The following is an 18254-nucleotide window of genomic DNA, read 5'->3' on the forward strand; positions in this document are numbered from 1 at the left end:
ATGGTTACGCCATCACCGCACACATCCGCGGTGGTCACAGATCGGGCGGATAGAGATCCGCATATTCGGCGAAGACGGCATCCCGGGCACGTTGGCGTGCGTCGAGGCGCCGGCGTCGCAGGGTGATCACATCATCGGCAACGAACCGTCGGCCGTTGCCCTGGACGTACGATGCCAGCGTCCCGTCGCGCACCAGCGCGTCCAGCGCCGCCGGGGTGAGACCCAGCAGACTGGCGGTCTGGTGCGCGGTGAACATGCGCCCCAGCCGCGTGAGCCTGACGGCTTCGCCGCTGCCAAGCGCAGCGAGGATGGTGAGCAGCAGGTCCGTGACCGCTGGTGACAGCGGAACCGTGGTCGGCGCGACATCGTCGGCAACCGACAATTGCACGCGCCCGCGCGTCGCCTGCATCAGCAGGGCCTGGTGGAACCGTGCAACCAGCGCGCGTTCGCGCGCCGTGGTCGGCGGTGGGAACAGCCTCGCGCCAGAAGCCGGCATCGGCGATGCTCAGTTGCTGGTGCACAGCAGGTCAACCAGATAGGCGCGTCGGCCCACGATCTGCTGGCCGTAGGACAGGGCTCGGTTCCAACCGGCATGCGCGCAGAATCGGGCGGCGGTGTCGGCAAGGCATATGGGGCCAGGCTGGCCACCCGGGCAGGATTCCACGCGCTCGCGGCCAAGCTGCGGCGTGGCAAAGAATTGTGTGTGGATGCCCCGCAGATTGGCGCCGCCGGGCGGTTGCGCCCAGTCCGCATGGGCGTGCATGCCCCAGCCCGGCTGCGGTATCTGCGACGGCATCGGCTGGGGCCGGGACGGCCAGCTGCCGGAATTGCCGAATGTTTCGCCCCGCGCCTCGACGGATTGGATCGCCAGCATCAGCCCCAGCTCGCGCTGGCTGTCGCGGTGGCTGTCATCCACCAGCACGCAGCGGCCGGTGAACCCCGTTCCCGAACAGACACGCCACACACCCTCGGCGCGAATCGACCGCGCCAGGAACGGCACGCGCACCGCACCTTCCGTTTGGCGGAAGGTGATCGCGGCGCCGCCGAAATCGGGCCGCTCGTAAAAGGTGATGGTTCCCTGTCCCTGGCTGGGGATCACGACCCGGCCTTCAGGGGTCTGTGCGGAAACACCGGCGGCACCCAGGGCCGCGAGGAAAAGCAACGCAACTCGCAACGGTCCACTCCCGGACAAGCGCCGTTCGTGGCGCGACGACAGGTGTCGCCCGGTCGGTGAAGTGATGGCAACCGGGTCGGCGGGTAGTCCGCAACAAAGGCTTGCATCAGCCTACCCGTCAGGGTGGTTTTCGGCGTGCAGTCTGCAACAATGATCGATGTCGTCACTTGCCACAATCGTTGTACCTTTAGACGCAGGTACAGATTTCAAAATACTGATCTGGAGGAACTGCGCCGATTGATGGGGAAACTGTGTCAATGAAATGACAATTGTTTCGCTTGCATTTTCAAACGGCATGAGGGACGTCGCATCAACTAAAGGTCGCCGCGCCTCCGTTGGGACGTCACGGCACATCCGCGGGGGTGGGTGGATGAATGAACGACTGATTCGGGTTGTCCGTCAGGACAGTCACCCCGAAACGGCACCGACGGCCGGACATGCCGATTTTGTCGGCCGCATCGCGCCCCCCCGACAGCATGTGGCCACCGCCGTGCGGCCTGCCCTGCTCGACCGTTTGGATGCCGGACTGGTCCGGCCGGTCAGCCTGATCCTGTCGCCTGCGGGTTTCGGCAAGACGACGCTTCTGTCGCAATGGTTCAGCCGGCTGCGGCAGGATGGGCGTGTGGCTGCAGGCTGGATGTCGCTCGACGCCGACGACAGCGGCGCCGTCGCCTTCATTCTCCACCTCGTCACCGCGATCGCCGACGCCGGCATCGCGCTCGATGCGCCCTCGGTTCCGGCCATGCTTCAGGCAGGGCGCAGCGGTATCGACGCCGAACTCTTTCGCATGCTCGATGCCCTCGCGGAGTCAAAGCGCCGGCTGGTGCTGATCATCGATGACTGTCATCTCGGACGTGCGGAGCTTGTCGACCAGTTGCTCACCCGCGTGGTGCAGCACCCTCGCGCAAATGTTCATCTGGCGTTGGGCAGCCGTGAACGTCCCGGCGCGATCAGCGCGCAGTGGATGGCACGTGGCCTCGTGGCGCTGATGGGCCCGACGGACCTGGCGCTCGACGATGCCGGCCTCGCCGAGATCTTTGGCGACACGCTTGATGCAGGCGCGCGCGAGATTTTGCTTCGCCGGACCGAAGGCTGGCCGGTCGCGGTGCAGCTTGCCCGCTTGTGGCTTTCGCAGGACAGTGCCCATGCGTGCGCCATCGATGCATTTGGCGGGCGAAGCGGTGAAATGGCGCGCTATCTGCTGGAGCAGGTCCTGGCGGGCCTGCCACCTGAGCTGATCGACTTCCTGACCGCCACGTCGATCCTTGACCGCTTCGACGCGCGCCTGGCCGATGCTGTGCGCGACGCTGCTGACAGCCAGCAGCTGATCGAGCGTCTGCGTCCGTTCGAAGCCTTCCTGCTCCCGCTTGATGCCGCCCGCAGCCTCTTCCGCTACCATCACCTGATCGCGGACTATCTGCAGCTGCGTCTGGAGGCCACTGACGTCGCCAAGGGCCGGATACTGCGGCAACGGGCTGCCCGCCAGCTGGCAACCGACGGCCATCTGGTCGACGCGGTGCGCCAGGCACGCAAGGCCGGCGACACTGCGCTTGCGATCGAGCTCATCGCGAATGCGGGCGGCTGGGAACTGGTGATCCCGCACGGCCCGCCGATCCTTGACGCGCTGCTTGCGGAGTTCGACGACCCCGTTATCGCTCAATCGCCCGTGCTGTTGCTGATGCGCGCTTACCAGTTGAACGGGCTTGGCGATGTCGTCATGGCGCGCGTGGTCGCCGAATGCGCCGGCCGCTTTGACCCATCGAGCACGCGACAGGCACGCGACCAGCTGGTGGTGAGCCACATATTGGATGCCTATGCCGACGATATCTACCGCCCTCAATGGCGCGCGGCATTTCCGGCCGCGCTGGATTCGCTTGATCGTGATGACCATTTCGGGCGGGGTGCCCTTCTGAACAACATCGCGGCCAGCGATACCAACATGGGCGCATTGGAAAGCGCCGAAGCGCACGCCCGCCATTCGATCATCGAGATGACGGCGTCGGGACAGCTGATCGGACGTCTGCATGCCGAAGGGACGCTGGCACAGAGCCTGTTCTTCCAGGGCCGCCTGACCGAAGCGGAGGCCCTGTTGCGTGACGTCATGCGCGCTGGCGCCGACCGCAACGGCCCCGGATCGGTGATCAAGGATCTGGTCGCCGTGCTGATTGCCAATATCGCCTATTGGCGCGACGAACAGACCGAAGCGAGGGCATTGCTGGCAGAATCGCTCGACCGGGTCGAAGCCTATGACGGCTGGGTCGACATCTATGATGCGGCCTTCCGCACCTCGGTTGCGCTCGACTTTCTCAACAGCGGCCTGGACGCGGCCATGGCAACCATCGACCGCGCCAGGGCGCTTGCCCGACGGCGCCAGTCAGCGGTGCTCGCCGAACTTGCTCTCGCATGGCGGTTGGAGGTGCTGATCATCGCGGACCAGCATGAGGCCGCAGCGGCTGTTGTAAAGGACGAGGGCATCGTTGAGCGGCAGCGCGTGACCGGGTTGGGCTGGCGCCCCGGCTATCAGCATGGCGTGGCCCTGACGCAATGGTATCTGAAAACCGAGCGACCAAGCGCCGCGCTGCCGCTATTGCGGGATCTTCGCACCCACGCGGCGTTCGAGGGACGGCGGATGCATCTGGCACGCATCGACACAATGCAAGCGGCCGCGCACCACAGACGCGGGGATACGCCGGCAATGCTGACCGCACTGGCGCGGGCGGCACGATTTCTGGAAGCTGAATATGCGCCGCGGGCGCTGCTCGACACGGCCGCGCCCATCGAAGCGATGCTGTCGATCGCCCTGTCGGACACCTCCCGCGGCAGGTTTTCGGCGAACCAGCGTATGGTGCTGGCCAGACTGCTGGAGCATGTCCGCAGCCGACAGGGCGAGCCCAAGGATGGCCTCAGTTCACGCGAGCTGTCTGTACTGCAGCAGCTGTGCGCGGGACATGGCAACAAACGCATCGCCTGGGCACTGGGCATGTCAGAAAATACCGTGAAATTCCACCTGAAGCGCATTTATGCCAAGCTTGGCACGGATACCCGCCACGGCGCCGTCGCGGCCGCAATTGCGCGGGGATTGAGGACGCCTTCCTATTCCTAGAGGACCGCTGCAATCCGATCGCGCAGCGCCACATCCAGCGTTCGGCAATCGATCGGGCCCGATCGTGATTCATCGGTTACAGCCCTTGCGACCAAAGGGATTGAGGCTATCTGCCGCGCTGCTGGAACATGTTCCGATCCGGTGGAATCACCCGCATCGCAAACCCGTGTGACAAAACGGAAACCGGTTTTCGGGGAAAAGATACGCGACAGCAAAAAGACAGACCCGGCGCGCTGGTCGTCCCTTATGCGCGAAGCAGCCAGCGCAGCGGGTCTTGGACGCGGGCGGCCCAGGCGGCTTCGGTGTGGGCGGCGCCGGGATAGGCGCGGCTTTCGAAATCGCGGCCTTTGACCCAGCCGAGCGTGGGCAGCAGCGTGTCGATGACGGCCTGATAGGGGGCGTAGCCGGCGTCCAGCGTCTCTGTGCCATGGTCGAACCAGAGGCGACGGCCGCGTGGGCTGTCCAAATCGTCGGTCAGCAGCTTGGTCCAGGCGGCCTGGACGTCCGCGGCGTAGGGCGGGGGCTGTTCGATGAACAGGGGCCAATGGGTGGAGAGGCAGCCGGCGAAGCCGAAGACCTGCGGATGATCCATGAGCCCGGCGAGCGAGATGAGACCGCCCATGCTGGAGCCCATGAGGCCGGTGCTGGCACGCTCCGGCCGGGTGCGGAAGGCGGCGTCGACCCGCGGTTTCAGGCTTTCCGCGATCCAGCGCAGATAGGCCTGGGACTGGACGGGGCCGTTCAGGCGGCGTTGCAGCCCGGCCATCACGAAACGCGGTAGCGCGCCGACGATACCGGCGGGGAGATAGGTGCGGGTGCGGTCCTTCCCGCTATGGATGCCGACGATGATCAGCGGCGGGATACTGCCCGCGGCGGCCAGCCGCGCGGCGGTGGTATCGACCGCCCAGGGAATGTTGCCCATCGCGGTGGCGGGATCGAAGAGGTTCTGGCCATCGTGCATGTAGAGGACGGGGTATCTGGCATCGCTGCCGGCGTAGCCGGGCGGCAGCGCGATGCTAACGCGCATCGGCGGCATCAGGGGCGATTTGGGATCGGCCCATTCGACGCGGGTTTCGGCGGCGCTGAGACGAGCGGCCAGTGCCAGTGCCAAGGGAGCGGCGAGCAGGCCGCGGCGCGCGATCATGCGGCGCGGCGAAGGGTGGCCAGCAGCGCGTTGTGCGCCGGGTAGGCGGCGACACGCTGGGCGATCAGGCGTTTGAGCGTGGCCAGATAGTCCGCAAGTTCGGCATCGTTGAGCGCGTCGGCCATCGGGTGATGGTCGGTGGGCATGATGCCCTGGCCCAGCAGCACCTGGAGCCAGCCGACTTCGGTGAACAGCTCGTCCGCCTCCCGGCTGATGCCGCCGGTGGCGCGGAAGCGCTCGATCTTCGCGGCCAGGCTATCGGGAATGCGCATCGCGCGGCAGGCGGCCCAGAAGGGGCCGGGGCGTTCGTTGGCATGATAGTGGAGGATGAGGAAATCGCGGATGCGTTCGAACTCGAACGCGCTCTGGCGGTTGAACTCGGTGCGGGCGGCAGGCGCGATGGCCTGGTTGGGGAGGAAGGCGAGGAGGCGGGAGATGCCGGACTGGATCAGGTGGATGCTGGTCGATTCCAGCGGTTCCATGAAGCCGCTGGAAAGGCCGAGGCTGATGACATTGTGGCTCCACTGGTGATTTCGCATTCCAGTGGTGAAACGCAGTGGTTTGGGATCGGCGAGCGCCTTGCCATCGAGGTTGGCGAGCAGGGTGGCGGCGGCTTCGTCGTCGGAGAGATGGTCGCTGCAATAGACATGGCCGTTGCCGGTGCGGTGTTGCAGCGGGATGCGCCATTGCCAGCCGGCGTCGCGCGCGGTGGCGCGGGTGTAGGGCGTGATGGCGGCGACGCCTTCGCACGGCACGGCGAGCGCGCGGTCGCAGGGGAGCCAGTGGCGCCAGTCCTGATAGCCGATGCCGAGCGTTTCGCCGATCAGGAGGGCGCGGAAGCCGGTGCAGTCGATGAACAGGTCGCCGGGGATGCGCATGCCGTTTTGCAGGTGCAACGCCGTTGCATATCCGCTTTCTGAATGCTGTTCGAGGCGGGCGATGCGGCCCTCGTGGCGGGTGACGCCGCGGGCTTCGGCATGCCGGCGGAGCATGGCGGCGTAGAGGCCGGCGTCGAAGTGGAAGGCCGACGAGATCCCCGGCAGCGCCGCATTGGCGGGCGGCGTGTCGAGCGACATGCGGCCGGCATAGGCGGCGGCGGCGTTCAGGCTGTAGTCCCACAGGTCGCCGGCGGTCGCCTTGGCGCGCAGCCAGTAATGATGGAACGGAATGAGGCCGAGGTCGCGGCCGACCGGGCCGAAGGCGTGGATGTAGCGCTCGCCCGGCACGCGCCAGCCGTCGAAGACGATGCCGAGCTTGTAGCTGCCTTGCGTGGCCGCCATGAAGTCCGCTTCGTCGAGTTTCAGCGCCTGGTTGAACAGGCGGATCATCGGGATGGTGGCCTCCCCGACGCCGACGGTGCCGATCTCCTCTGATTCCACCAGTGAAATGCGATAAGCTGGGGGCAACAGGGTGGCGAAGGCGGCGGCGGCCATCCAGCCGGCGGTGCCGCCGCCGGCAATGACGATCTGGCGGATCGGCGCGTCGTTCATATCCTGCTCCTGCCAAAAAATATGCCCCCGCGGACAGTGGCTGTCCACAGGGGCATGACGGTGCGACCCGGAGGTGATGTCAGAATTTGTAGCCGATCCCCACCAGGAAGCGGCGGCCGAACTTGTAATAGTCGATGACCTGGCGCTCATCGCCGCCGAAATTGAAGGTCTTGAAGCGTTCGTTGGTGAGGTTGTAGCCTTGGAGGACAACCGAGGCGCCCTGCAGCCTGCCCTCCTGGAACTCGTAGCCGATCTGGGCATCCACGGTGGACTCGCCTGCGGCAAAGCGCAGCTCGCGCCCGGCGCCGAAGCCGCGCACCTCGGCCAGGAAGGAAGAGCGGGTATTGAGCGTGCCGCGGATCGAGAAGCCGGCCTTTTCGTAATAGAGCGTCGAGTGCGTCACCCATTTCGAATAGCCCGGGATGGGCTGGGTGGTGCCGGGGCCGTTGGGCGTGATGCTGGTTTCGGTGATCGAGCCGTTCGCCGAGAAGCCGAAGCCGTCGAGCGCGTCCGAGAACAGGCCGAAGGGCACGGTCAGCGTAGCTTCGACGCCGTAGAGGTTACCACCGTCGCCGTTCGACCAGATCGAGACGAAGCCCTGGCGCAGCACCGGGTTGGGGCCGGACGGCACCGGGAAGCCGGTGAAATCATAGGGCAGGTTTTCGCGGTAGATGTAGGTGCGCAGCTTCTTGTAGAAGCCCTGCAGCGCGAAGATGCCTTCCTTGCCGAAATAGTTTTCATAGGAGAGGTCGATCGAATCCGCGATCCAGGGGCGCAGCGTCGGGTTGCCGCCTTCGCCGCTCCATGGGGACTGGTTGATGTTGGTGCTGCCGGCGAGCGACGGATTGTAGCCAAAGGAGATCGGCGCCGCCATCTGGTCGGTGCGGGCGCGGGCCATCGAGCGCGACAGGCCGAGGCGGACGACATTGTTGCCCGGCATGCGGAACGACAGGTTCAGGCTGGGCAGCACATAGGTGTATTTGGCGCCGCGGTCGATGGTGGTGCGGACGCCGCCGGCGCCCCCGGTCGAGACAACCTGCCCCTGCGAGCTCTGGTTGGTGTAAACGACCTGCGCGCCGACGTTGCCGGTCAGGCGGGTCTCGCCCAGGTCGGTGTCGATATTGCCCTGCACATAGCCGGTCAGCACATCTTCCGCCACGCGCCAGCCCTTGATGGCGACATCGCCGTTGGGGTTGGCGATCTGGTTGTAGAGGCCGCTTTCAGTGACCAGCTTGTAGGGATCATAGCTGACGACATTGATGTTGCCGAGGAACTTCAGCTGGGTGATGCCGAGGAAATAGGAATCCGGCAGCGCCACGCTGGTCTGTTTCAGGGGATCGGCGGCGTTCGCCTTCAGACCCAGGAAGAACTCCTGCGGCGCGAAGGTCTTGCGGCGCAGCGTATAGTTGACGCCGGCCTCGATGCTCTTGAAGGCGCCGTCCAGCTCATAGCCGGCGGTGGCCTTGAAGGCGGCGAGGTCGTCGCGGGTGTTCGGCTTGTTGAAATAGCCGTCCTGGCCGCCCGGCACGACATTGTCGCCCCAGCCGCGCGGGCTGGTCAGCTTGATGAGGTTGCGGTCGCCATAGTTGATCGACGAATTGAACACCGCACCGCGCTCGTTCTGGACGAAGCCGATGCTGCCGCTCTGCCCGGTGAAGTTGCGCCCCGTTCCGGAATAGGTTTCCAGCACGATGTCGTTGCGCTTGATGTGGCTGTAGCTGACATCGGTGGTGAAATTCCACTTGTCCAGCGTCCATTTGTTCGACCAGCCGACGGCGAACAGGTCGGCTTCGCGGCTGTTGAAATCGTTGCGTTCCACCGCGGTCACATTGTTGAAGGTACCGGCGGTAACGAAGCCGTTGGTGACCGTGGGGTTGGGCGCAAGTGGGTGACCGCCCCAGAACAGCGGGATTTCCACGCCGCGCAGGTTCTGCTTCACGTCGAAATGCGAATAATAGACGTCGAGCACCGTGTTGTAGCTGTCGCTGGGCTCGAACTCCAACGTGCCGACCACGCCGAACCGTTTCAGATTGTCCGACGCGACATAGGATTTGGAGCCGCCGATCACGCGCGCGCCGCCGGGGCCGCCATCGGGATAGCCCCAGCTGTTGAAATATTCGGTCTGCGTCGGCGACTGCTGGTAGGCAAGGCCGATCGACAGGCCGACGGTATTGTCGGCAAACTGGTCCACGTAGGTCGCCGACCCGCGCCAGCCCTTGTTGGTCGAGTTGACGTTCAGCTTGCCATTGTCGTTGACCTCGCCGCGCAGGTTGAGCGCGACCACGCTCTTGCCATAGCTCAAGGGCCGGATGGTCTTCATGTTGACGGTGCCGGCGAGACCGGCGGCGACCAGTTCGGCCTTGGGGGTCTTGAAGACATCAACCCCGTTCAGCACTTCCGACGGATATTGGTCGAACTCGACCCCGCGGTTGTTGCCGATCGAGACCTGTTCGCGGCCGTTGAGCAACGTCGTCGAAAAGTCGGGGCCGAGGCCGCGGATGCTGATGACGGTGGAGCGGCCGTCCTGCCGCTGCGTGGTGAGGCCGGGGAGGCGGCCGAGCGCCTCGGCGATCGAGTTGTCGGGGAGCTTGCCGATGTCTTCCTGGCTGATCGATTCCACCACCTGGTCGGCGATCTGCTTGGTCTTCAGGCTGGCGAGCAGCGAGGCGCGGAAGCCGGTGACGACGATGTCCTCGGGATCGGCGGGGGCAGCGGCGGCCGCGGGCGGCGTCTGCGCCAGGGCCGGCGCGGCGAGCAGCAGGACGGCGGCAAGCGCCGGCAGGCTGGCGGCGGTGACCAGCAGGTGGGTGCGGGTATTCGGCATGTTCTACTCCCCAGTCCATCGGCGTGCGGTGTCCGCTTGGCGCCGTCATTGTGGCGCGGCACCCCCGATTGCGGAGATGATGCGCAAGTGGGCGGATGAGACGCGCGAGCGCGGCGCTTGGGAAGGGCATGGCATACGTATTCAGCCAGGGTTCAGGTTGGAACATCAACAAATACAGATGCTTAGGGGTCTTTGCGCATGAGGCGACGGCAAGGGCGCGGGGACGCTGTGGCATTTGCGCTGCACTTTTTGCAGGACTGCTAGGCGAACGCGTGAAATCGCGGTAATCGGAAGCAGGGACGGGGCCGGACGACCGGCGGCAGGTGGAGTGGGGAAAGCGTGGCCAAGGAGCGGCTGACGTCGTTCGATATCGCCTATCTGGCGGGGGTGTCGCAGCCGACCGTCAGCCGCGCGCTGCGCGGCTCCGCCAGCGTCAGCGAGCAGACGAGGAAGCGCATCCTGGCGATCGCCAAGCAGCATAACTACACAGTGGACCGGCATGCGTCGTCGCTGCGCACGCAGCGCTCCAACACGCTGGCGCTGCTGTTCTTCGAGGATCCGACCGACGACGACACGATGATCAACCCCTTTTTCCTGGCGATGCTGGGGTCGATCACGCGGGCAGCGGCGGACCGGGGGCATGACCTCCTGATCTCCTTCCAGAGCCAGGACAGCGACTGGCACGCCGCCTATCGCGACAGCCGGCGGGCGGATGGCATCATCCTGTTGGGCTATGGCGACTATACCGAATATGCACCGAAGCTGGCGCGGCTGGAGGCGCAGGACACGCCGTTCGTGCTGTGGGGCCTGCCGCCGGGGCATGAGGCGGTGGGGACGGCGATCGGCAGCGACAATGTGCAGGGTGGCCATGTCGCGACGCGGCACCTGCTGGAGCGGGGGCGGCGGCGGATCGCCTTCCTGGGCAGCGTGAGTGCCGGCTGCCCGGAGTTCCAGGCGCGCTTCGATGGCCATGCCGCGGCGCTGGCGGAGCATGACCTGGGGATCGAGCCGGCGCTGATGGCCGATGCGCGCTCCATCGAGGAGGATGGCCGGGTGGCGATGCGCGCCATCCTGTCGCGTGGGGTGGCGTTCGACGCCGTGTTCGCGGTGAGTGACCTGATCGCGCTGGGGGCGATCCATACCCTGCAGGAGGCGGGGTTGCGCGTGCCCGAGGATGTGGCGGTGGTGGGGTTCGACGATATCCCCTCCGCCGCGCTGGGCAGCCCGCCGCTGACCACGGTGGCACAGGACGTGCGCACGGCAGGGACGGCGCTGGTGGAGGCGCTGCTGGCGCGGATCGCGGGGCAGAAGGTGGAAAGCCGGCTGTTGCCGACGCGGCTGGTCGTTCGGAAATCCAGCGGCTGAGGTCTGGATGTTTCCGTTTCGTTCGTCCATAATGCGCCGATGGTCGACCTGTTTGCCGCCGAGCCTTCGGATGTGCCGCGCGCAGTGCCGCTGGCCGAGGCGTTGCGGCCGCGCACCCTTGCCGAGGTCATCGGCCAGGATCATCTGACCGGGCCGGAGGGGGCGATCGGCCGGATGGTGGCGGCGGGGAAACTGGCCAGCCTGATCCTGTGGGGGCCGCCGGGAACGGGCAAGACCACGATCGCGCGGCTGCTGGCGGATGCGGTGGGCTTGCGCTTCGTGCAGATTTCCGCGGTGTTCTCGGGCGTTGCCGAGCTGAAGCGGGTGTTCGCCGAGGCGCGGGCGCTGCCGGGGCAGATCCTGCTGTTCGTGGACGAGATCCACCGCTTCAACCGCAGCCAGCAGGACGGCTTCCTGCCCTATGTCGAGGATGGCACCATCATCCTGGTGGGGGCGACGACGGAGAACCCCAGCTTTGAGCTGAACGCGGCGCTGCTGAGCCGGGCGCAGGTGCTGGTGCTGAACCGGCTGGACGGGGCGGCACTGTCCACCCTGATCGAGCGGGCGGAGGCGGTGACGGGCCGTGTGCTGCCGGTGACGGAGGAGGCGCGGGCGGCGCTGATCAACAGTGCGGATGGGGACGGCCGCTTCCTGCTGAACCAGGTGGAGACGCTGCTGGCCGCGGGGGTGACGGGAACGCTCGACCCGCCGGCGCTGGCGGCGCTGCTGCACCGGCGGATGCCGGTCTATGACAAGGACCGGGAGGGGCATTATAACCTGATCAGCGCGCTGCATAAATCCTTGCGCGGGTCTGACCCGGACGCGGCGCTCTATTGGCTGGCGCGGATGCTGGTGGCGGGCGAGGAGCCGCTTTACGTGCTGCGGCGGTTGGTGCGGTTTGCCAGCGAGGACATCGGGCTGGCGGACCCGAGCGCTCTCACCATATGCCTGGCGGCGAAGGACGCCTATGATTTCCTGGGCTCGCCGGAGGGCGAGTTGGCGATTGCCCATGCCTGTTTGCACTGCGCGACGGCGCCGAAATCGAACGCGGCCTATGTGGCGCAGAAGGCGGCGTGGAAGGCAGCGAAGGAGACGGGGAGTTTGATGCCGCCGGCGAACATCCTGAACGCGCCGACGAAGCTGATGAAGGACATCGGTTACGGCAAGGGCTATGCCTATGACCATGACACCGCCGAGGGGTATAGCGGCGCGGATTACTGGCCCGACGGGATGGGCGCGCGGCAATTTTATGCGCCGACGGATCGCGGGCATGAGAAGCGGATCGGCGAGCGGATGGCGTGGTGGGCGGAATTGCGGGCGAGGGCGAGAGGCGAATGACCTGGGATGATATCGTCGCCATCGCGCTGGCGCTGCCGGGGGCGGTGCTGGATCGGCATTATGGGTTACCGGCGGTGAAGGTGGGGGGGCGGGCGTTTCTGGGGCGGGGGCGGGAGGCGGACTCCTTTGTGCTGCATCTGGACATCGACACCATCGACATGCTGATGGCGACCGAGCCGGAGAGTTATTGGCAGACGCCGCACTATGTCGGCTGGGCGGCGGTGCTGGCGCGGTTCGACAGCGGCGATCCCGAGCGGCTGGCGGCCATGATCGCGGCGGCGCACGCGCGGGCGGTGGCGATGGGGCCGCCGAAGGGAGGGCGCAAATGACGCCCGCCATCCGGCAGCTGGGGCGCGGGGATGCGGGCGCGTTGCGGGCATTGAATGTCATGTTCGGGGCGGCGTTCGAGGTGGCGGAGGACTATGCCCGGTCGGCCCCGGGCGAGGCGTGGCTGGAGCGGTTGCTGGCCAGGGACAGCTTCGTGGCGCTGGTGGCGGAGGCGGAGGGCACGGTGGTGGGCGGGCTGGTCGCCTATGAGCTGTTGAAGGCGGAGGCGGAAACGAGCGAGTTTTACATCTATGACCTGGCGGTGGCGGCGGACTGGCGGCGGCGGGGGGTGGCGCGGGCGTTGCTGCGGGCGATGGGGGAGATCGCGGCGGCGCGAGGGGCGAGCGCGGTGTTCGTGCAGGCCGACCCCGTCGATGTGCCGGCAGTGACGCTGTATGAAGGCTTCGGGCCGCGGGAAGAGGTGTTTCATTTCGACGTGTGGCGCCGCGAGGCGTGACCGCGTTCGAGCGCTTTGTCGCCATCGACTGGACAGGGGCAAAGGGGGTTCGGCATCGGGCGATCGCGGTGGCGGCGTGCGGGATCGAAGGCCCGCCGGTGCTGCTGCGGCCAGGGCATCGCTGGGCACGCACGGAGGTGGCGGCGCTGATCGAGGCGCTGGCCGGCACGCGCACGCTGGTAGGGATCGACGCGAGCTTCAGCCTGCCGTTCGCGGATGCCGGTGGGTTTTTCCCCGGCGACGCGGACAGCCCGGCGGATGCGCGGGCGCTGTGGGCGGACGTGGAGGCGGTGTGCGCAGGCGAGGACGATCTGAGGGCGCTCAGCTATGTGGCGCGGCGGCGGCGGCATTTCTGGCTGGGCAGCGCCGATGGCCCGCGCGGGCCGGCGGCGCGGTTGCGGGCGTGCGAGGTGGCGCACCGGGCGCGGGGGCGGGGGCAGCCGAGCAGCTGTTTCGTGCTGCTGGGCGCGGCGCAATGCGGCAAGGCGAGCCTTTCCGCCATGCGGCTGTTGCGCGGCACGCGGCTGCCGGTATGGCCGTTCGACCCCGTGCCGGCGCGCGGCGCCTGCCTGGTGGAAATCTATTGCCAGCATTTCGCCAGCGATGGGGGCGTGCGGGGCAAAATCCGCGATGCGCAGACGCTGAACCGCGCGCTGGCGACGCTGGGCAGCCCGGCGGCGGAGGTGCCGGATCGGTTCGATGACCATGTCGGCGATGCGCTGGTGAGCGCGGCGGGGATGCGCGCGGCGGCGGCCGATGGCGCGGTGTGGCGACCGGCGGGGCTGAGTGCCGCGGTGGCCATGAGCGAGGGATGGACGTTCGGCATCGTCTGAGCGCGACTGGCGGTGCGGCGACGGGGCTGCTAGGTCGCGGTGATGAACAGCTATCTGCTTGTCGCCCTGGGGGGTGCCATCGGCGCGGTCGGGCGCTTTGCCCTGGGGCAGGCGTTCGCGGGTCGCTGGCCGGGTTGGCCCTGGGGCACGCTCACCGTGAACGTCGCCGGGGGGTTTGCGATGGGCTTGCTGGCGGCGTGGCTGCTGCGCGGCGGCAGCGAGGATGCGCGGCTGCTGCTGGGTGTGGGCGTGCTGGGCGGGTTCACCACGTTCAGCGCCTTCAGCCTGGAGATGTTCGCCATGATCGAACGCGGCGCACTCGGCGCGGCGCTGGGCTATGCGCTGCTGAGCGTGGCGGGCGCGCTGGCAGCGCTGGCGCTGGGCCATGCGCTGGTGAAGGCCATCTGATGCGCGAGTTTGTGGTGAAGGCCGATGACGACGGCATCCGGCTGGACCGCTGGTTCAAGCGCCACCTGCCGGAGGTGAGTTTCAACCAGGTGAGCCGATGGGCCCGCACGGGGCAGTTGCGCATCGATGGCGGCCGCGCCGATCCGGGGGACCGGATATTGGCGGGGCAGACCTTGCGGCTGCCGCCGGCGGAGGCGCCCAGCGTGATGGGCAGCCGGCCCGTCGTCAAGGAACGCAAGCCGCTGAGCGCCGACCAGATCGACTATATGGAATCGATGGTGATCCATCGTTGCGCCGATGCCATCGTGCTGAACAAGCCGCCGGGACTGGCGACGCAGGGGGGTTCGGGGACGACGGTGCATGTCGACGGGCTGCTGGATGCCTTTGCAGACGAAGGTGGCGCGCGGCCGAAGCTGGTGCATCGGCTGGACAAGGATACATCCGGCGTGCTGCTGCTGGCGCGCAGCGCGAGAGCCGCGGCGTTCTTTGCCAAACAGTTCGCCGAGCGCGAGACGCGGAAAATCTATTGGGCGCTGGTGATGGGCGTGCCCGACCTGAAGGATGCGTTCATCGACCTGAAGATCGGCAAGCAGCCGGGCAGCGGCGGCGAGAAGATGCATGTGGACGAGAGCGGCGGACAGAGCGCCAAGAGCCGGTTCCGCCGGATCGACCGCGCCGCCGATCGCTGCGCGCTGCTGGAGATGCAGCCCTTCACCGGGCGGACGCACCAGCTGCGGGTGCATGCGGCGGCGATCGGCCATCCCATTGTGGGCGATGGCAAATATGGCGGCAAGGAAGCCTTCCTGACCGGCGGCATCAGCCGCAAGCTGCACCTGCACGCGCGACGGCTGATCATCGGCCTGCCCGATGGCGACACGCTGGACATCCGCGCCGGGCTGCCGGAACATTTCGCCGAAAGCATGAAGATGCTGGGGTTCGAGCCGGAGGACCTGCCGCTGGAGACGCTGAAGTTCAGCGCGACCAAAGAGGGCAAGAAGCTGCTGGAAGGGCGGGACGCCAAGGCGCGGCGGAAGGAGCGCAAGGGCGAGAGGCGTGGCCGAGGAAGTGCGCGCTGATGCATCCGGCGCGGGCGTTTGCTTGGGAGGATGAAGCGGCGCTTCGCCGTTTTGCCCATGAAACGGCGTTTGCCCGCCTGTTCCTGACCACGCCCGAAGGCCCCCGCGTGGCGCATGCGCCGGTGTTGGTGCAGGGCGATGGTGCGCTGCGGTTTCACCTGGCAAACGCCAATGCACTGGTGAAACATCTGGATGGGGCAAAGCTGCTGGCGCTGTGGGAGGGGCCGAACGGTTATCTGAGTGCCAACTGGTATGCCGATATTCGCGGGGCGGTGCCGAGCTGGAATTATGTGGCGGTGGAGTGCGAGGGAACCGTGCGCCGGCTGGACCTTGCGGCGCTGGTGGCCTTGCTGGACCAGGCGGCCGCCGTGCTGGAGCCGCGCGTGGGGGAGGACTGGACGCGGGCGAAGATGGAGCCGGCGCGGTTCGAGGCGATGACGCGGGCGATCACGGCGTTCGAGCTGGTGCCGGTGCGCTGGCGCGGCACATGCAAGGCCAGCCAGAACAAGCCGGCGGCGGAGGCGGCGCGGCTGATCGCGGCGATGGCGCGGACGGCGCCGGCGATGACGGACGTGATGCAGGGGGCGCGGGCATGACGCGGCTGGCGGTGTTCGATTGCGATGGCACGCTGATCGACAGCCAGGCCAATATCGTGGCGGCGATGGCGGATGCGTTCGTGCGCAACGGGCTGGCGGCGCCCGACCCGCACGCCACGCGGCGGGTGGTGGGGTTGAGCCTGGTGGAGGCGATGCGGGTGATGCTGCCGCAGGGCGAGGCGGCGCTGCACGTCGCGCTGGCGGAAGATTACAAGGCCGCGTTCCAGCGGCTGCGGGCCGACAGCAAGCTGGATGCGGAGCCGCTGTATCCGGGCGTGCGCGAGGGGCTTGAGACGCTGAGGGCCGACGGCTGGCTGCTGGCGGTGGCGACGGGGAAGAGCGACCGCGGGCTGGCACTGGCGCTGGCGCATCATGGGCTGGGCGACTTTTTCGTCAGCCTTCAGACGGCGGACCGGCATCCGTCGAAACCGCATCCGGCGATGCTGTGGCAGGCGATCGCCGACGGCGGCGTGGGGCGTAGCGATGCGGTCATCATCGGCGACACGGTGTTCGATGTCGGCATGGGGGTGAACGGGGGCGTGCGGGCGATCGGGGTGGATTGGGGTTATCATGAGGCGGCGGAGCTGATGGCGGCGGGGGCCGAGGCGGTGGCGCGGGACATGGACCATCTGCTGGTGCTGCTGCATGGCTGATCCCGCGAAAGGCCGGCTGCTGGCGCTGGTGGCGGTGCGGGTGCTGGGGCTGCTGGTGACCGGCGCGGGGGTTTGGATGCTGGGGCGGGAGCTGTGGTTGCCCGGTGGCCTGCTGGTGGCGGCGGGGCTGGTGCAGCTGTGGCTGGTGCCGCGCGCCATGCTGCGGGCGTGGCGGGGGGAGCGGTGAAGCGATTCTACAAAGATGTGACGGTGACGGCGGAGGCCGGCGGGTTCGGGGTCGCTCTCGACAGCCGGCCCGTGCGGACGCCGCTGCGCCGCGCATTGCTGCTGCCGACGCGGGCGCTGGCGGAGGCGATCGCCGCGGAGTGGGAAGCGCAGCAGGGCGATGTGCGGCCCTCATCCATGCCGCTGACGGGACTTGCGAACGCGGCAATCGACCGGGTGGCGCCGGATGTGGCGGGGTTTGCGGAACCGCTGGCGGCCTATGTGGAGGGGGATGCGCTGGCCTATCGCGCGACGGACCCCCCGAGCCTCGTGGCGGCAGAGCGGGCGGCGTGGGATCCGCTGCTGGCCTGGGCGCGCGATGGGTTGGGGCTGGAGATGACGCTCTCCACTGGCGTGACGCCGCTGCGGCAGGGGCGTGCGACGGTGGCGCGGGTGCGCGGGATGCTGGCGGCGCTCGATGCGTTCCGGCTGGTGGCGCTCGATCCGGTGATCCGCATCGGCGGGTCGGCCATCGTGGGGCTGGCGCTGCTGCACGGACGGATCGGGGCGGAAGAGGCGTTCGCCGCGACGCATGTAGAGGAGCTTTGGCAGGCGAGCCAGTGGGGCGATGATGCGCTGGCCGTGGCGGCACGGGCGGACCGGCGCCAGGCCATGCTGGCGGCGGCGCGCTTTCTGGCACTGTGCGGTTAAGCCGCTTTACGAACGGGCGGGTTCGAGCGCATCCAGCTTGTCGGTGATCCACATCTTGATGAGGGCCTGCCGGGTGACGCCGCGACGGCGGGCCTCGCGGTCGAGCTGGGCCACGGCGTGGCTGGGGAAATCGACGTTGACGCGCTTGGGCACCAGGCCGGGGCGGGTGGCCTTGGACCAGTCGATGTAGGCGTCGATATCCTCGCCGTCATCGAACATGCGGTCGAATTCCTCGGCGCTAATGGGTTTGGGTTTTGCCACGCTCATAACTCATCACCTCCGTTGGTCTTGCGCGCCTGACCGAAATCAGGCGGACTGTGTCGTCGCGCATCGTGAAGACCGCCGTCCACATGCGGCCATCGATGACGGCCACCATCAGCTTGCGGTCCTCCGGCACAAAATGTGTTGGCAGGGCGGTTTGGTATCGGTGCTGCCACAACGCCTGCGCATCGATGAAGTCGATTCCATGTTTGGACAGGTTCGAAAGGCTTTTCGCCGGGTCGAACTCGAAATCCATGGTCGATAAATAGCAGGTTTTGGTATAATTTCCATACCGAAATTGCATTCGACTACTTTGAAACGGTGGTTTT

General features: G+C 67.3%; 19 protein-coding genes. 12 read left to right on the forward strand and 7 right to left on the reverse strand.

Annotated elements, in window-relative coordinates:
• Positions 1 to 34: 34 nt before the first annotated feature.
• Positions 35 to 496: a hypothetical protein gene (locus H3309_RS12375; RefSeq protein WP_182295001.1), complete on the reverse strand. Its 462-nt coding sequence runs from the start codon at positions 494 to 496 to the stop codon at positions 35 to 37.
• A gap of 9 nt (positions 497 to 505) precedes the next feature.
• Positions 506 to 1099 carry a hypothetical protein gene (locus tag H3309_RS12380; protein WP_182295002.1) on the reverse strand — a complete coding sequence of 198 codons (594 nt, stop codon included), beginning with the start codon at positions 1097 to 1099 and terminating at the stop codon, positions 506 to 508.
• A 445-nt stretch (positions 1100 to 1544) separates the two neighbouring features.
• Between H3309_RS12380 and H3309_RS12385 the strand changes: the two genes are divergently transcribed.
• Entirely contained in the window at positions 1545 to 4277 is a 2733-nt protein-coding gene (locus H3309_RS12385) for a LuxR C-terminal-related transcriptional regulator (RefSeq protein WP_182295003.1), read from the forward strand.
• Positions 4278 to 4521: 244 nt separating this feature from the next.
• Here the strand turns inward: H3309_RS12385 and H3309_RS12390 are convergent, their stop codons facing one another.
• From H3309_RS12390 to H3309_RS12400, 3 genes are all read right to left on the reverse strand, one after another.
• Positions 4522 to 5421, reverse strand: a complete 900-nt coding sequence (locus H3309_RS12390) for an alpha/beta hydrolase (protein WP_182295004.1) — start codon at positions 5419 to 5421, stop codon at positions 4522 to 4524.
• Positions 5418 to 6911 carry a tryptophan halogenase family protein gene (locus H3309_RS12395; protein ID WP_182295005.1) on the reverse strand — a complete coding sequence of 498 codons (1494 nt, stop codon included), beginning with the start codon at positions 6909 to 6911 and terminating at the stop codon, positions 5418 to 5420. The genes H3309_RS12390 and H3309_RS12395 overlap by 4 nt, the downstream gene beginning before the upstream one ends.
• A 79-nt stretch (positions 6912 to 6990) precedes the next feature.
• Positions 6991 to 9735, reverse strand: a complete 2745-nt coding sequence (locus H3309_RS12400; protein WP_182295006.1) for a TonB-dependent receptor — start codon at positions 9733 to 9735, stop codon at positions 6991 to 6993.
• A 339-nt stretch (positions 9736 to 10074) separates the two neighbouring features.
• Between H3309_RS12400 and H3309_RS12405 the strand changes: the two genes are divergently transcribed.
• From H3309_RS12405 to H3309_RS12455, 11 genes are read left to right on the forward strand one after another with little or no spacing between them, the layout of a single operon-like run.
• Positions 10075 to 11100, forward strand: a complete 1026-nt coding sequence (locus tag H3309_RS12405) for a LacI family DNA-binding transcriptional regulator (protein WP_182295007.1) — start codon at positions 10075 to 10077, stop codon at positions 11098 to 11100.
• A gap of 39 nt (positions 11101 to 11139) precedes the next feature.
• Entirely contained in the window at positions 11140 to 12438 is a 1299-nt protein-coding gene (locus tag H3309_RS12410) for a replication-associated recombination protein A (RefSeq protein ID WP_182295008.1), read from the forward strand.
• A complete protein-coding gene (locus H3309_RS12415; protein ID WP_182295009.1) occupies positions 12435 to 12767 on the forward strand; it encodes an MmcQ/YjbR family DNA-binding protein in 333 nt (110 codons plus the stop codon). Before H3309_RS12410 ends, H3309_RS12415 begins: the two co-directional genes overlap by 4 nt.
• Positions 12764 to 13222, forward strand: a complete 459-nt coding sequence (locus H3309_RS12420) for a GNAT family N-acetyltransferase (RefSeq protein ID WP_182295010.1) — start codon at positions 12764 to 12766, stop codon at positions 13220 to 13222. Before H3309_RS12415 ends, H3309_RS12420 begins: the two co-directional genes overlap by 4 nt.
• Positions 13219 to 14055, forward strand: a complete 837-nt coding sequence (locus H3309_RS12425; protein WP_182295011.1) for a hypothetical protein — start codon at positions 13219 to 13221, stop codon at positions 14053 to 14055. Before H3309_RS12420 ends, H3309_RS12425 begins: the two co-directional genes overlap by 4 nt.
• A gap of 42 nt (positions 14056 to 14097) precedes the next feature.
• Positions 14098 to 14463, forward strand: coding sequence for a fluoride efflux transporter CrcB (gene crcB / locus H3309_RS12430; RefSeq protein WP_182295012.1), 366 nt, complete (start codon positions 14098 to 14100; stop codon positions 14461 to 14463).
• Complete coding sequence (locus H3309_RS12435) at positions 14463 to 15539, forward strand: RluA family pseudouridine synthase (protein ID WP_182295013.1); 1077 nt, start codon at positions 14463 to 14465, stop codon at positions 15537 to 15539. Before crcB ends, H3309_RS12435 begins: the two co-directional genes overlap by 1 nt.
• The gene (locus H3309_RS12440) at positions 15539 to 16135 is read left to right on the forward strand and encodes an FMN-binding negative transcriptional regulator (RefSeq protein WP_182295014.1); all 597 of its coding nucleotides are present in this window, start codon (positions 15539 to 15541) and stop codon (positions 16133 to 16135) included. The genes H3309_RS12435 and H3309_RS12440 overlap by 1 nt, the downstream gene beginning before the upstream one ends.
• Positions 16132 to 16788 carry an HAD hydrolase-like protein gene (locus H3309_RS12445; RefSeq protein WP_182295015.1) on the forward strand — a complete coding sequence of 219 codons (657 nt, stop codon included), beginning with the start codon at positions 16132 to 16134 and terminating at the stop codon, positions 16786 to 16788. Before H3309_RS12440 ends, H3309_RS12445 begins: the two co-directional genes overlap by 4 nt.
• Positions 16781 to 16975 (forward strand): hypothetical protein, encoded by a 195-nt coding sequence (locus H3309_RS12450; RefSeq protein ID WP_182295016.1) that lies wholly within the window; start codon positions 16781 to 16783, stop codon positions 16973 to 16975. Before H3309_RS12445 ends, H3309_RS12450 begins: the two co-directional genes overlap by 8 nt.
• The gene (locus tag H3309_RS12455) at positions 16972 to 17664 is read left to right on the forward strand and encodes an ATP12 family chaperone protein (protein WP_182295017.1); all 693 of its coding nucleotides are present in this window, start codon (positions 16972 to 16974) and stop codon (positions 17662 to 17664) included. Before H3309_RS12450 ends, H3309_RS12455 begins: the two co-directional genes overlap by 4 nt.
• Before the next feature lie 6 nt (positions 17665 to 17670).
• Here the strand turns inward: H3309_RS12455 and brnA are convergent, their stop codons facing one another.
• A complete protein-coding gene (gene brnA / locus H3309_RS12460) occupies positions 17671 to 17925 on the reverse strand; it encodes a type II toxin-antitoxin system BrnA family antitoxin (protein WP_207791505.1) in 255 nt (84 codons plus the stop codon).
• Complete coding sequence (locus tag H3309_RS12465) at positions 17903 to 18181, reverse strand: BrnT family toxin (RefSeq protein WP_182295018.1); 279 nt, start codon at positions 18179 to 18181, stop codon at positions 17903 to 17905. Before H3309_RS12465 ends, brnA begins: the two co-directional genes overlap by 23 nt.
• Between the last annotated feature and the right edge of the window lie 73 nt (positions 18182 to 18254).

It is taken from the genome of Sandaracinobacteroides saxicola, from assembly GCF_014117445.1.
Classification (GTDB): Bacteria; Pseudomonadota; Alphaproteobacteria; order Sphingomonadales; family Sphingomonadaceae; genus Sandaracinobacteroides_A; species Sandaracinobacteroides_A saxicola.